10 protein-coding genes are annotated in these 14,545 nt (G+C 60.6%); 8 read left to right on the top strand and 2 right to left on the bottom strand.

Annotated elements, in window-relative coordinates:
- The first annotated feature begins 24 nt into the window (after positions 1-24).
- The 8 genes from hypE to efeO all read left to right on the top strand — a co-directional run bounded on the left by hypE (position 25) and on the right by efeO (position 11,894).
- Positions 25-1,047, top strand: a complete 1,023-nt coding sequence (gene hypE / locus BW967_RS05900; RefSeq protein WP_076484131.1) for a hydrogenase expression/formation protein HypE — start codon at positions 25-27, stop codon at positions 1,045-1,047.
- 207 nt (positions 1,048-1,254) lie between these two features.
- Positions 1,255-4,350: a CheR family methyltransferase gene (locus BW967_RS05895; RefSeq protein ID WP_245826454.1), complete on the top strand. Its 3,096-nt coding sequence runs from the start codon at positions 1,255-1,257 to the stop codon at positions 4,348-4,350.
- Positions 4,347-7,043, top strand: a complete 2,697-nt coding sequence (locus BW967_RS05890; RefSeq protein WP_076484130.1) for an EAL domain-containing protein — start codon at positions 4,347-4,349, stop codon at positions 7,041-7,043. Before BW967_RS05895 ends, BW967_RS05890 begins: the two co-directional genes overlap by 4 nt.
- Positions 7,044-7,197: 154 nt before the next feature.
- Positions 7,198-7,632, top strand: a complete 435-nt coding sequence (locus BW967_RS05885; RefSeq protein ID WP_076484129.1) for a cupredoxin domain-containing protein — start codon at positions 7,198-7,200, stop codon at positions 7,630-7,632.
- A gap of 178 nt (positions 7,633-7,810) precedes the next feature.
- On the top strand, positions 7,811-8,644 hold the full coding sequence (gene efeU, locus BW967_RS05880) for an iron uptake transporter permease EfeU (protein ID WP_076484128.1): 834 nt from the start codon (positions 7,811-7,813) through the stop codon (positions 8,642-8,644).
- A gap of 3 nt (positions 8,645-8,647) precedes the next feature.
- Positions 8,648-9,787, top strand: coding sequence for a cupredoxin domain-containing protein (locus BW967_RS05875; RefSeq protein ID WP_076484127.1), 1,140 nt, complete (start codon positions 8,648-8,650; stop codon positions 9,785-9,787).
- A 1-nt stretch (position 9,788) separates the two neighbouring features.
- The gene (gene efeB / locus BW967_RS05870; protein WP_076484126.1) at positions 9,789-11,072 is read left to right on the top strand and encodes an iron uptake transporter deferrochelatase/peroxidase subunit; all 1,284 of its coding nucleotides are present in this window, start codon (positions 9,789-9,791) and stop codon (positions 11,070-11,072) included.
- A 15-nt stretch (positions 11,073-11,087) separates the two neighbouring features.
- Positions 11,088-11,894, top strand: coding sequence for an iron uptake system protein EfeO (efeO, locus tag BW967_RS05865; protein WP_076484266.1), 807 nt, complete (start codon positions 11,088-11,090; stop codon positions 11,892-11,894).
- Positions 11,895-11,950: 56 nt separating this feature from the next.
- Here the strand turns inward: efeO and BW967_RS05860 are convergent, their stop codons facing one another.
- Positions 11,951-13,234 (bottom strand): NAD(P)/FAD-dependent oxidoreductase, encoded by a 1,284-nt coding sequence (locus BW967_RS05860; protein WP_076484125.1) that lies wholly within the window; start codon positions 13,232-13,234, stop codon positions 11,951-11,953.
- A 175-nt stretch (positions 13,235-13,409) separates the two neighbouring features.
- Positions 13,410-14,495 carry a BMP family ABC transporter substrate-binding protein gene (locus BW967_RS05855; RefSeq protein ID WP_076484124.1) on the bottom strand — a complete coding sequence of 362 codons (1,086 nt, stop codon included), beginning with the start codon at positions 14,493-14,495 and terminating at the stop codon, positions 13,410-13,412.
- Positions 14,496-14,545 lie beyond the last annotated feature (50 nt).

The following is a 14,545-nucleotide window of genomic DNA, read 5'->3' as shown; positions in this document are numbered from 1 at the left end:
CAGCGCGTTGCAGGAGCAAAGAAAATGGCACTCAGAGACACGCGGGTGACGTTGGCGCATGGCGGCGGCGGCAAGGCGATGCGGGACCTGATTGAAGAGGTTTTTACGGCGGTATTCCAGCCGCCGGGAATGGAAGATCAGGCGCGGCTTACGTCGGAGGCTTTGGCGGTTCCCGGTGCGCGGCTGGCCTTTACCACCGATAGTTACGTTGTCAGCCCGGTTGAATTTCCGGGCGGTGATATTGGCAAGATCGCCGTTTGCGGCACGGTCAATGATTTGGCGGTGGGCGGGGCCAAGCCGCTGTGGCTCTCGGCCGCGTTCATCATCGAAGAAGGCACCGAGATTGACCTGTTGCGCCGGATTGTGGCGACGATGGCGCGCGAGGCGGAGGCCGCAGGTGTGCGCATCGTGACGGGCGATACCAAAGTGGTGGGGCGTGGCGCTTGCGATGGCGTGTTTGTCACCACCGCCGGTGTGGGCGTGATTGCGCCGGGCTGTGAGATGGCGGCGGGTCTTGTGCGCCCCGGTGATGTGGCCATCGTGAATGGTGTGCTGGGCGATCATGGCGCGACGATCTTGGCCGCGCGGGGCGATTTGGCACTTTCAAGCGCGATTGAAAGCGATTGCGCGGCGCTGGGCCACCTTATGGCCGATGCGATGCAAGCCGCGCCTGATATGCGCGCGGCACGGGATTTGACGCGGGGCGGTTTGGCCTCGGCGCTCAACGAAATCGCGCAAGCGGCGGGTTGTGGTATTGTGATCGAGGAAGAAGCTTTGCCGCTGCGTGCCGAAGTGGTGGGCATGTGCGAGATTTTGGGCCTTGATCCGCTATACCTCGCCAATGAGGGGCGGCTGGTCACCTTTGTGCCCGAAGATCAGGCCGAGGCCGTGCTTGCCGCGATGCGCGCGCGGCCCGAGGGCGCGGGGGCTTGCATCGTGGGCCGCGCGGTGGCCGAACACGCTGGGCAAGTGCGGATGCGCACGGCCTTTGGCGGATCGCGCATTGTCGATATGCTGGTGGGGGAACAATTGCCGCGGATTTGTTGACCTTATCGCGCCGGGTGGCGGGAATTGCGGCTCTTACAACCCGCGCGCGATAATTCAGTTGACAGATTTGGGGTTCCGCCTCTCTCATAGGGTGGAAGTTCCCGCAAACTCTTTGTAGGTCAGGCCCTTGTGGCTTGAAAATTTGAAGGCGCGCAAAGCTGGAGCCCACGGCGGTTTCGTCTGCGGCTAGTCCGGAAAGAAGAGGCGATGGACGACACGAACGAGACCCTTCCCGAAGCCCCGGAAGACACCGCACCCAACGCAACTGGGCAGGGGAAGGAAGCTCTATCGGAAGAGGCCGGAACGCCTTCTGCCGAGGGGGAGCAGCCTCCGCTTCTTATGATGGAAGATCCCGCTGTAGGACCGCAGGCCGTCGTTGCCATTGGGGCTTCTGCCGGTGGGCTTGATGCGCTTGAGCGGCTGTTTTCCGGTCTGCCGTCCGATACGGGTGCGGCCTATGTGGTGATCCAGCATCTGTCGCCCGATCATAAATCGATCATGGCCTCGCTTTTGGCGCGTCATACCAAAATGCCGGTGGTGACGGTGGAAGATGAGATGGCGCTTGCGCCGAACTCAGTCTTTCTGATCCCACCGGCCACGATCATGACGCTGGAGGGGCGGCATTTGCGGCTTGCGCCCAAAGATCGCCGCGTGCTCTCGCTGCCGATTGATGCGTTTTTCACCTCAATGGCGGCGGGCTATGGCGACCGCGCTGTGGCAGTGGTGCTTTCGGGCACGGGGTCTGATGGCACGCGCGGGGTTTCTGCGGTGCATGCGGCGGGCGGGGTCGCGATTGCGCAAGACCCGCGCGATGCGCGCTTTGATGGTATGCCGCGCTCGGCCATCGCGACAGGCTTCATTGACAGTTCAATGAATATCGACCGGATCGGGCCGTGGATTGCCGATTATCTTGTGCGCCGCCCGGCCTTGGCGGCTGCGGCTGCGGCGGATGCCGCCGATGGGCCGAAAACCGGGGCTGACAGTAAATCCGCCTTGCCGCGCCAATTTGAGGGGCTGGAGCCGCAGGAGGCTTTGGGGCGGATTGTCGAAATTCTTTCGCTTTCTGGCGAGGTGAATTTCACCGATTACAAAGCGGGCACGGTGCAGCGCCGGATTGAGCGGCGCATGGGCGTGCGCCAGATCACGGAGCTTTCCTCTTACCTTGAACTGCTAACGCAAGACCGTGCCGAATTGGCCACTTTGCGCCGCGAAATGCTGATCCCGGTCACCTCGTTCTTCCGCGATCCTGAGTCTTTTGCGGAACTTTCTGAGCGTGTGATCGAGCCTTTGGTGGCCGAGGCGGCTGTGGGCTCCACCTTGCGGGTGTGGTCGGCGGGCTGCGCCACGGGCGAAGAAGCTTATACGATCGCGATGCTTTTCTTTGATGCGTTTGAGCGGGCAGGGCGCTGGCCAACGCTGAAGATTTTCGCCACCGACGTGGAGCCGGTGAATATTGAACAGGCGGCGACTGGGTTTTACCCCGAAACCATCGCCGCCGATCTGCCCAGTACCTTCTTGGAGCGGTTCTTTACGCCGCGCGGGGGGCAATTTGTGGTGCGGCCTGAATTGCGCCAATCCATTGTCTTTGCGCGCCATAACCTACTTTCCGACCCGCCGTTTACGCGGATGGATTTGGTCAGTTGTCGCAACACGCTGATCTATCTGCGCCCCGAGGCGCAAGAGCGCGCGCTGAAGCGGATGCATTACGCCTTGCGCCCCGGCGGCTATCTGTTCCTTGGTGGGTCCGAGGCGCTGGTGCAGGTGCAAGACGATTTCACCGTGCTTTCGGCGCGCCACCGGATTTGGCAGGCGCAGCGCTCTGGCTCGGCGCCGCTTACGGATCGGAAAACCGGGCTTTACGTCAACCCGCGCCCGCCGCGCAGCCGGAGCGAAAATGCGCCGCAAACCGCGATGGAGCGGGGCTTTGCGGCGCTGCAAAAAGCCTATGCGCCGCCGCCGTCTTTGTTGATCAACGCACGCCATGAAATCTTGCATTCTTATGGCGATATCAGCGGTTTTATGAAGCTGCGCGAGGGCGTGGCCACGCTTGAGATCGGACGGATGCTGATTGAGCCGCTTCTGCCCGTGGCCTCGGCGCTTTTGTTTAAGGCCGCGCGGCTGGGCGAAGAAGCCATGTCAGACCCGCTGCACTTGGCCGAGGGCGTGGCTGGGCCGGAGCCGTTTTGGGTGCGGCTGAAGGTGATGCCGGTGGCGGCGCAGCAAGAAGCGGTCGCGGATGATGTGAAGCTTTACCTGCTCTCTTTTGAGACGGTGCCCTCGGACGAAGATGATGTGCCCGCGATCGACATTGACCGCGAGGTGGGCGCACGGATCGAAATGCTGGAGGCCGAACTCGCGATGACGCGCGAGAGCCTGCAGGCGATGATCGAGGAACTTGAGACCTCGAACGAGGAATTGCAGGCCACCAACGAAGAGATGATGGCCTCAAACGAGGAACTGCAATCGGCCAACGAGGAATTGCAGTCGGTCAACGAAGAGCTGAACTCGGTCAACGCCGAATACCAAGAAAAGATCGACCTGCTGAACCGCTCCAACGCTGACCTTGATAGCCTCACGCGGATCATGGCGATGGGGGCGATCTTTGTGGATGCCGATCTGCGGGTGACCCGGTTTAGCCCCGATGCGGTGGACTTGTTCCGCATCCGCGATGTGGATATTGGCCGGCCCTTGGGCGACATCACGCATCGGCTCGACTATGCCGCGCTACTCGACGATTTGCGCCGCACGATCAAGGGCCAGACCCGGACCGAGCGTGAGGTGACCGGGCTCAACGGGCGCCATTATCTGGTGCGGATGCTGCCCTATAAGGTGCCTTCGTCCGCGGCACAGGGTGTGGTGCTGACCTTTGTCGACATCACCCAGACGCGCAACTTGCAGCTTTTGCAAGCGGTGATCGACGGTCTGGCCGAGCATGTCGCCGTGCTGGATCACAAGGGCGACATTATGCTGGTCAATGCCGCATGGACCCGTTTTGCCGCTGAAAACGGTGATCCGGGAAGCGAGCATACCGGGGTTGGTGTCAATTATGTGGGGCATTGCGATCTGGGCGATACGGCCATTGACAGTGGCTACGCGACCCGTGCGGTGGATGGTATTCGCGCGGTTTTGCAAGGCCGCTTAAGCCGGTTCTCGCTCGAATATCCCTGCGATGCGCCCGATTGCCCGCGCTGGTTCGTGATGCATGTGCGCCCGCTTGATGATCCGATCCAAGGCGCGGTGGTCAGCCATATTGAGATCACCCGCTGGCGCGAAAACAGTTCTGAGGAGCCCGCTGTGACATGAGTGAACGCCCCCCTGCGCAAGGTTCGACGGCAAGGCCGGTTCGCACCACAGCGGAGGAGGGGAGGTTTGGTCGTCAAGGCGCCTCGATCGATACGCAATTCGAGCAAGTTGAAACGCTGGTTGCCCATGCTGGCATGGCCGAGGGGGTTGGCCGAATGTTGGCGCGGCTGCGCGTGCATGTGGCCGAGCAATCCATGGCGATGCTGGATTTGCTGGAACATGATCTGCGCCAACGTGCTGAAATGCAGGAATTGCGCGATCTTCTGGAACTGATGCCAGCGCCCGTCTTGTGCATCGGTCCGGGGTTGGATTTGCATTTTGCCAATCGGGCGGGACAGGCGTTCTTTGGGGCGCGGTGGCGCGATGATGGCGCGGCAGCCCTGCGCCATGCTTTGACCCGCCAGCAAGCAGCACGGCTTGTGGCGCGTCTGCCTACGGATGAGGGCACTCAACTGAGCGCCGATGATCCGCTCGGTGCGCTCGTGTTGCATGTGGCTTCGGATAAGGACCAGACGGTCGCAGTTCAGCTCAGCGCCTTGCGCTGCCGTAAAAGCCATCCGGCGGCCGAGCCCAGATGGTGGCTTGTGCTGGACCCCGCCGGGGAAGGCATCGGGCCCGAGGTGGATTTGTATCGCCACCTTTTGGACGCCTCGCCAGATCCCCTTTGTGTGGCAGATACCGAAGGCCGGATGGTTGAGGTCAACAGCGCTTATCTGGCGCATCTTGGGCGCACTGCGGTTGATGTGATCGGCCATATGCGGCGCGAGTTCATGCCGCTGATTGATGCTTTGAAGCATGATCAGCTAGATGCGCGGGTGCGCGCCACGCAAAGCCCCTTTTCGTTTGAAGAAACGCGTTCCAGTGGCAGCCTGTTTGAGGCTGGCAGTCGGGTGCGCGTCGAAAAACGTCCGCTGTTTGACGCGGCTGGGCAGGTCATGGGCATTGTCACTCAATCGCGGGATGTGACCGAGGAGCGGCGGGTCAGTGAGCTTGCCGATATGGTTTTTGAGTATGCAAGCGATGCGATTGCGCTGACCAATCCGGACCTAAGGATCTTGCGCGTTAACACGGCTTTCGAGCAGTTGGCAGGCTTTGGCTTTGCACAAATTGACGGGCGTCCGTTGGTCGATTTGTTGTTCGACACGGGCGGTGCAAGGCTGCGCGGGGACACTGGGCTTGCGATGCAATTGCGCGATACGCTCGCCAATGGCATCGACTGGAGCGGCGAGATAGCCCTGCGCAGTTCAGAGGGGCGGATTGTGCCCTGCTTGGGGCGGGTGTCGCGTTTGGCCGATGCCTCTGGAACAGTGCTTGGCTACGTCGCGCTTCTGTCGGACATGAGCCAATTGCGGCAGGCCAAGGCCGACAATCGGCGGCTGGCCAATTTTGACTTGTTGACCGGTTTGCCAAACCGCCCCTTTTTGTCAGAGCGGATTGATGGCGGCATTGCCTCGGCCGAGCAGCGCGGGCGAGGCTTGGCGGTTTTGTTCCTTGATCTGGACGGGTTCAAGGCGGTCAACGACTCTCTGGGCCATGACATTGGGGACCTTCTCCTCAAGGCGGTGGCGCGGCGGTTGCAGATCGCGGTCGACGGGCAACAGTTTGTGGCGCGGATCGGCGGGGATGAATTCGTGATCTTGCTGGAAGGCGCATTGGCCGATCAGCCAGAGGCTTTCGCGCGTGCGCTTTTGGCGGATTTGGCGCGCCCGCTGGATTTGCCGGGGCTGCATGAATACCACCCCGCAGGCTCCATCGGGATCGCCTCTTACCCGGCGCATGGGGACAGCCGGGAAACGCTTTTGCGCAACGCCGATTTGGCGATGTACGAAGCCAAGCGCGCGCACGGCTCTGTGGTGCTTTACGAACATGAGATGGGGGTGAAAGCGCTGCGCGAATTGGAGTTGCGCACGGCGCTTTCTCGCGCGGTGGAACGGGGCGAATTGGTGCTGCATTATCAGCCGCTCTTTCGTTTGGCAGACCGTAGCCTTTACGGGGCAGAGGCGCTTTTGCGCTGGAACCGACCGGGCGTTGGTCTGGAAAAGCCCGGAGATTTCATGCCCGTGGCTGAGCGCGCCGGGTTGATGCCGATGCTGGATCGTTGGGTTTTGCGTGAAGCCGTTGCCCAGCTTTCTAAATGGCGCGATGCGGGGGCCTTGCATGAAGGGTTCAAGCTTTCGATCAACCAAACCGCAGCGGATCTGGCCGAACCCGGCTGGGCCGAGGCGCTGACGGATGCTTTGGTGCACGCGCATCAATGCGCCCCCGGTGCGCCACCGCTTGGCTTGCAAATTGAACTAACCGAAGAGCAACTGGCGCATGGGATGCCCGGTGCTGTTGAAACTTTGATGCGGCTGCGCACCATGGGGGTGCGGCTTGCGATTGATGATTTTGGCACGGGATATTCGAGCCTTGCCTACTTGACCCGGCTGCCGGTTTCGATGCTCAAGATCGCATCGGAATTTGTGCGCGATATCGAAAAAGACCCCAATGCGCAGTTGATCGTGGAAACCATCACCGGGCTTGCGCAACAATTTGGCTGCGCCACTTTGGCCGAGGGGATCGAAACCGAGGACGAGGCGCGCTTGCTCGACTCGATGGGCTGCGAATTGGGGCAGGGGTTCGTTGTCAGCCCTGCTTTGCCGCTTGCCGAGTTTGAGCGCCTGTTTTTGCGTCCGCAGGCGCCCAAAACCTGAGCGAAGCCGCCTGTTGCGCCGCCCGAGCCTTGGCAGCAAGCCGATGCGCTCTATCCTCAAGAAAAGCACGCATCGGCTTTTCTTGCGTCTGCACCGATTTTCCAACCATGAAGAGGCCTGACGAATGACGACCTCAGACACTTCAAAGACTGAGATGGACACCACCAAACCTGCCAGCACGATGGCGGCAAGCCGCGGGATCGGAAATACCTATAGCTATGGCATCGCCATCGGCATCGCGCTCGCCATCGGCGGGTTTGAGATGGCGTGGAACGTTCATGCCCGCAATACCGCCATGACGATGGCAGGGATCACGATTTCGGTCGATGGCAGCGGTTGTACACCCTCTGCGCTCAAAATGCGTGCGGGCACAGCGACTTACAATATTGTCAATCGCTCCGCCCAGCCGCTCGATTGGCAAATCTTGCGCGATGGCGAGGTGGTCGCCGGACAAACGGGTATCGCCCCGGGCACCGCCGCCGCCGTCACCCAAGAGATGATCGCAGGAGACTACCAACTCATTTGCGGCTCGACCGCTGCGCCGAAGGGGGAGATCGAAGTCTTGCCTGTGACGATCATCCAGCGCTGAGTGATTGGCGAAAAAAGCGAAGGATTGGACGGGCGCGGCCAAGGCTGCGCCCGTTTTGTTTCACGCCGATCTTATCGACATGCCGATGAAACGATGAATCTCACGTTCAAACATATTTGTTGACTAAATCACTTTGAAAAAGTATCCGACAGGAAAAGTAAGGAATGTCGGAGCCGTCATGCTTGCCCCCTTGTTGATCATGCTGCGCGAAGGGCTAGAGGCCGCGCTGGTGGTGGCGATCATCGCCACCTATCTCAAGCGCACCGGGCGCGGCGCGTGGATCAAAACGATCTGGGTGGGGGTGCTCTTTGCGGTGGCGCTGTCGCTTTTTGTCGGCGCGGGGCTTCAGGCGATGCAGGCGGGCTTCCCGCAGCGCGCACAAGAGGCGTTTGAAGCGGTGGTCGCTTTTATCGCAGTGGGCGTGCTGGTGTGGATGGTGTTTTGGATGCGTGCTGCTGCCCGCTCAATTCGTGACACGCTGGAAAGCGGGGTCGAGGCGGCCTTTGCGCGGTCGGGTCCGGGGCAGGGCACCGTTTGGGCGTTGATTGCGATGTCGTTCTTTGCGGTGGCGCGCGAAGGGCTGGAATCGGTTTTCTTCCTGCTCGCCATCTTCCAGCAAGCACCGGGGCCAGAGGCACCTTTGGCGGCGTTGGCCGGGATTGTTCTTTCCATCGCGCTCGGTTGGGGCATTTACGCGGGCGGCTTGCGGCTCAACCTGCGGCTTTTCTTCCGCGTCTCGGGGCTCTTCATCCTTTTCGTGGCGGCGGGGCTCTTTTCGGGCGGGCTGCGCAGCCTGCATGAGGCGGGGCTGTGGAACCTTGCGCTCACCCCCGCATGGGATCTGAGCCAAGTGCTGCCGATGTCTTCGGTCTTGGGCTCCATCCTTGCCGCGCTCTTTGGCTATCACGAAACCCCCAGCCTTGGCGAGGTTCTGGCTTGGGCGGTGTTCTTGGCGCTGACCTTGCCGTTCTTCCTGCGCCCCGCCCCCGTTGCCCAACCGCAAGAGGCTTGATCCATGACCACGTCTGAGCAACAGGCCCCGTCGAGCAAATTGTCGAACACGTTGATCGCCGCAGGCGTGATCGCGACGATGGGCGGCATTGGGATTTTCTGGAGCGTGTCTGCGGGCATCAATCCGGTTACAGACGATGCGACGGTGATTACCGTCGATGGCAACACCTGCGCGCCTTTCGCGCTTGAACTGCCCGCCGGTAAAACGACCTTTCAGATCATCAATGCCTCGGATCGGCCCTTGGAATGGGAAATTCTGGATGGGGTAATGGTGGTAGCCGAGCGCGAAAACATTGCGCCGGGTTTTTCCGCCAGCCTGACCGAAGTGCTCAAACCCGGCAGCTATGAAATCACCTGTGGGCTTCTTTCAAGCCCGCGTGGAAGCCTTGAAGTGCTCCCCACCGCAGCCAGTGAAGCGGCGCGAACGGCCCCGCCGGTGGCGGAATTTGTCGGCCCCTTGGCCGAGCGGAAAGTGCAATTGATGCGCGCAGGTTCCAAATTCGCAAAATCTACCAAAGCCTTGCATGCGGCATTGGTGACCGGTGATTTGGATGGGGCGAAAACCGCATGGCTGAGCGCCGCGCAAGATTGGGCACGGCTTGGCCCGGTGTCTTTGCGCGCGGCAGATTTGACAAACCGTATCGCGCCACATCCCGAAATGCTGGTGGATGGCGAGACTGATCTCGGCTTTATCGGGCTCACTCGGATCGAATATGCGTTGTTTGCGCAAGGCTCGGCTGCGGGTCTTGCCCCGCTGGCTGATGCCTTGGTCGAAGATGCAAGCGCTTTGCAAGCCCGGATCAAAGCCTTGAAAGCTGCCCCTGCAGATATGGCGGCGGATGCTGCGAAACAGGCAAGTATTCTGGCCGAGGGGCAAATTGCGGCGGGGCTTTCGCGCCATGCGGGGGCAGATGCCGCTTTGCTCGGCGCAGCGCTCGACGGCCTCAAACGCTCCATGGCCGCGGAACTCCCGCTGATTGCCGGGGCCGATGCTGCTTTAGGCCAAGCCATCGAGGCCGCCTTCGGCGCGGCGGAGCAAATTGTCACCGCAACCCCCTATGACCCTGTTGCCAGCGCCACTGCCTTTGGCGCCTTGGCCGATGCGCTTTCACGGGTCAACCGGGCCTTGTCGTTGGAGATTTAAAATGTCCGAGATGAACGAAAGCCGCCGAGCCCTGCTCAAGGGGCTGGGCTTGGGTCTTGCAACCTGTCCCTTCGCTTTGGGGGCAGCGCGGGCGGAGACAGCACAAGTCACAGCCGCACCGCAACAAGGCGCCGCTTCGGCGGAGGATAGGGTTTCACCCTATGGGCTGCATCAGCCCGGTATTGCAACCAACCGCCCGGCTTGGGGCATGGTGGCAAGCTTTGACGCCATTGTAGATACGCCTGCGGATTTGGAGCGGTTGTTGCGCCGCCTGACCGAGCGCATTCGTTTTCTGACAAGCGGTGGCGCGGTGCCCGAACTCGACCCGAAACTGCCGCCTGCCGATAGCGGCATTTTGGGTCCGGTGCTGCGCCCGGACGCACTCACCATCACGCTGGGCCTAGGGGCTTCGCTGTTTGAACGCCATCCTTGGCTGGCGCCGCATCGCCCCGCGCAATTGGCGCGGATGACCTCCTTCCCGAATGACGCGCTCGACGCTGATCAGTGCCACGGTGATATTGCGCTGCAAATCTGCGCCAATACGCAAGACACGATCATCCACGCCTTGCGCGATATCTTGAAGAACCTGCCCGACCAATTGGTGCTGCGCTGGAAGCAAGAGGGCAATGTGCCGGTGATCGCGCCGCAACCGCCCGGTGTGGTGGAATCGGCGCGCAATTTCCTTGGCTTCCGCGATGGCTCGGCGAACCCCGACCCGGCGGATGCTGCGCTGATGGAGCGTGTGCTTTGGGTGCAGGGGCCGGGCTGGGCCGCAGGCGGCAGCTATATGGCGGTGCGCGTGATCCGCAATTTTGTTGAACGCTGGGACCGTGCACCGCTGTTGGAGCAAGAGCGGATCATGGGGCGCACCAAAGTGACCGGCGCGCCGCTGGATCATCCAACCGGCTCTGAGGCAGACACCCCCGAATATGCTGCCGACCCGGCAGGCGATCTGACCCCGCTTGATAGTCATATTCGGCTGGCGAACCCGCGTGATGCAGGCGGCGAACGGCATCTGATGCTGCGTCGTCCCTTCAACTATTCCAACGGGGTGACGCGTTCGGGCCAGCTCGATCAGGGGCTGTTGTTCATCGCCTATCAAGCGAGCTTGAACGAGGGCTTCATTGCCGCGCAAACGCGCCTCAATGGCGAACCTCTTGAAGAATATATCAAACCCGTTGGGGGCGGCTACTTCTTTGCCCCGCCCGGCTTTTCAAACGCCCCCGATGACTATCTTGGCCGCCAGCTGATCGACGCCATTGGCCGCACCCCAAGCAAGACCTGAGAAAGGATGCAACCGATGAAAACCCTGCCGCTTTTTGCTGCCCTTCTGGCCACGACCACCGCGCCCGCACTCGCCGAACAAGCGCCGCTCGACCTTGTTGGCCCGATTGCCGAATACAAACTCTATGTCTCGGAAAACACCGATGTGTTGGTCGAGGAAACCCGCGCCTTCACCGAAGCGGTGAAAGCGGGTGAGATTGAAAAAGCCAAAGCGCTTTTTGCCCCCACCCGGCTCAGCTATGAGCGGATCGAGCCGGTGGCAGAACTGTTTGCCGATCTTGATGCGCCGATTGATGCGCGCGCCGATGATTATGAACAGGCCGAGGCGGATCCAGAATTCACCGGCTTCCACCGTCTGGAATATGCGCTTTGGGTCGAAGGCAAAACCGACCATGTGACGGAAATCGCGGACAAGCTTCAGGCCGATATTGAAGAACTGGCCCGCCGGATCGACAGCCTGACCTTCCCGCCGGCTGTTGTTGTGGGCGGGGCTTCGGTGCTGATGGAAGAAGTCGCCGCCACCAAAATCTCGGGCGAGGAAGACCGCTATTCGCGCACCGATTTGTGGGATTTCCACGGCAACTTTGATGGCGCGTGGAAGATTGTCGAGCTCTTTGCCCCGCATGTGGAAGACGAAGCCTTCCTGAACTCGGTCGAGGGGAACTTTGACAAGGTCCGCGACACGCTTGGCAAATACCGCGAGGGTGAGGGGTTCGTGAGCTATGAGCACCTCAGCGATGAGGATCGCCGCCGTCTTTCGGCACTGGTCAACACGCTGGCGGAAGATCTTTCCACCCTGCGCGGCCGCCTTGGTCTGATCTGATCACATGAAAAAGGGCGCAGCTAAGGCTGCGCCCGTCGTTTTTGCAAGGGCTGCGCTTAGCCTTTTTTGACGGCTTTCAGCTTGTCGATGCCAAGCGCCTTCATCGCCGCCTTTTCATAGAAGGTTTCCGAGGTGCCACGGCGCAGCTTGTGCATGAAGTAGCGCTCAAACCCTTCTTTCGCCCAATGCACCCATTTGCCTTGCGCCGACCAGTTGACATTGCGCGGCGGGATTTGCGGTTGCGCCACGAAAGCAATGCCTTGGTCGCCGAAGTCGGCCAGACAGACCGCGTTCCAAGTGCCGACCTCATCGGCCTCTAGCCCACGCACGATCCGGCCCACGTTATGGGCGGTGGCGGTGACCATCGATTCAATCATGAAGCCAGTTTTCGGCACACCGCAGGGCACGGGCGTCGGCACCACAGGCGGGATCGCCACACAAACGCCCACAGCAAAGACGTTTTTGTATTTCGGGTTTTGCTGGTGCTGGTCCACGATCACAAAGCCGCGCGGGTTTACCAGCCCCTCAAGCCCCATCAGCGGTTTGATGCCGCGGAAGGCGGGCAGCATCATCGCATAGCCAAAGGGCATTTCTTTCTCGGCTTTGACGGAACCATCATCGTTGATTTCCTCAACGATCATCTTGCCGTCTTCGACCTTTTTGACGCGGCACGAGGTCATATATTTGATGTGCTTCTCGCGCATGTTGGATTCGAGAAGGCCCTTCGTGTCGCCCACGCCATCAAGACCAAGGTGGCCCACATAGGGTTCCGAGGTGATGAAGGTCATCGGCACCTTGTCGCGGATTTTGGCTTTGCGCAGCGCGGTGTCGAGGATGAAGGTGAACTCATAAGCAGGGCCGTAGCAGCTTGCGCCTTGCACCGCACCGATGATGATCGGGCCGGGGTTTTCGCAAAACCGCTCAAAGGCCACGCGCGCATCTTCGGCATGGTCGATGTGGCAGATGGATTGGGTAAAGCCATCGGGGCCAAAGCCTTCGATCTCATCAAAGGCGAGTTCCGGGCCTGTGGCGATGACGATGTAATCGTAGCTGACCGATTGGCCGTTGACCAATTCAACCCGGTTTTCCTCCGGATGCAGCTTTTCGGCAGCCACCGGAATGAAGTCGATATTTTTCTTTTTCATCGTCGGCGCAAGGTCGACGGTGATTTCTTTACGGCTCCGCCAGCCCACGGCGACCCACGGGTTCGAAGGCACAAAGTGGTAATGCGGGTCTTTGGTGATGACGGTGATCTTGTCTTCCTTGCGCACCTGTTCGCGCAATTCGTAGGCCATAATGGCACCTCCAAGACCGGCGCCAAGAACCACGATATGAGCCATGCTGTCCCTCCCCTGAACTGGCTGTGGGCCAAAGCCCATTTTCATGCATATCTCTGAATATGAAGGGTGCGGCTGTCAAGCACGAGTTGCGAAGATGTGTCGCATTGCCTTCAAGGAAAACGAAAAAGGGTGGACATAAGTCCACCCTTCAACCTTAGCACGATTTTTTCGTTGGTCACTTCGGCATTTCAGCCGAAACGCCTTCCACAAAGAAATTCAGGCCCGCAAGCGCGCCATCATCGGGGGTTTCGCCTTCCGCCAACCAGACGCTGCCGTCTTGTTTGTTCAGCGGGCCGGTGAAGGGGTGGTATTCGCCCGAACCGATCATTTCGATCAGTTTTTCGGCTTCGGCTTTCACTTCGGCAGGAACGGCCTCGGTGATCTCACCGATTTTCACCATGCCGGTGCCAATGCCGCCCCAAGTCGCGTCGGCGCTCCAGGTGCCTTCGAGCGCGGCGGTGGCGCGTTCGACGTAATAGGGCGCCCAGTTGTCGATGGTCGAGGCGACACGCGGGCTCGGCATGAAGGCTTCCATGTCGGAGGCTTGGCCGAAGGTGTAGACGTTGCCCGCTTCTTGCGCTTTGGCCTGCGGCGCGGTCGAGTCGGTGTGTTGCAGCACGAAATCGCAGCCTTCGGCGATCAGCGCGGCGGCGGCATCGGCTTCTTTCGCAGGGTCGAACCAAGTGTAGGCCCAGACCACTTTGATCTCCACATCCGGGTTCACCTTCTTGGCGTGGATATAGGCGGCGTTGATGCCTTGGATCACTTCCGGGATCGGGAAGGAGCCGATATAGCCGATTTTGTTGGTTTTGGTCATGCGGCCAGCGATGGTGCCTTGGATCGCGCGGCCCTCGTAGAAGCGCGCGTCATAGGTGCCAAGGTTTTCCGAGCGCTTGTAGCCGGTGGCGTGCTCAAACTTCACATTCGGGAATTTCGCGGCCACGTTGACGGTGGCATCCATGAAGCCAAACGAGGTCGCAAAGATCAGCTGGTTGCCTTCGAGCGCAAGCTGGGTCAGTGCGCGTTCGGCATCCGGGCCTTCCGGCACGTTCTCGATATAGGTGGTTTGAACCTTGTCACCGAGCGCTTCTTCGATCGCGCGGCGGCCCACATCATGCTGATACGACCAGCCCATGTCGCCCACGGGGCCAACATAGATGAAGCCGATTTTCAGCGGCTCATCCGAGGCCCAAGCGGGCAGGCCGAGCCCGGCAAGCGTCGCGGTGGCGGCGGTGGTTTTCAGAAAGGATCTGCGGTCCATGGGAACTTCCCTTGCTTTGGGCGGCATCGCCCGGGTGGTTGCCTCGCACG

This window comes from Rhodobacter aestuarii, assembly GCF_900156655.1.
Taxonomy (GTDB): domain Bacteria; phylum Pseudomonadota; class Alphaproteobacteria; order Rhodobacterales; family Rhodobacteraceae; genus Rhodobacter; species Rhodobacter aestuarii.
This window is presented reverse-complemented; position numbering and strand designations above follow the sequence as displayed.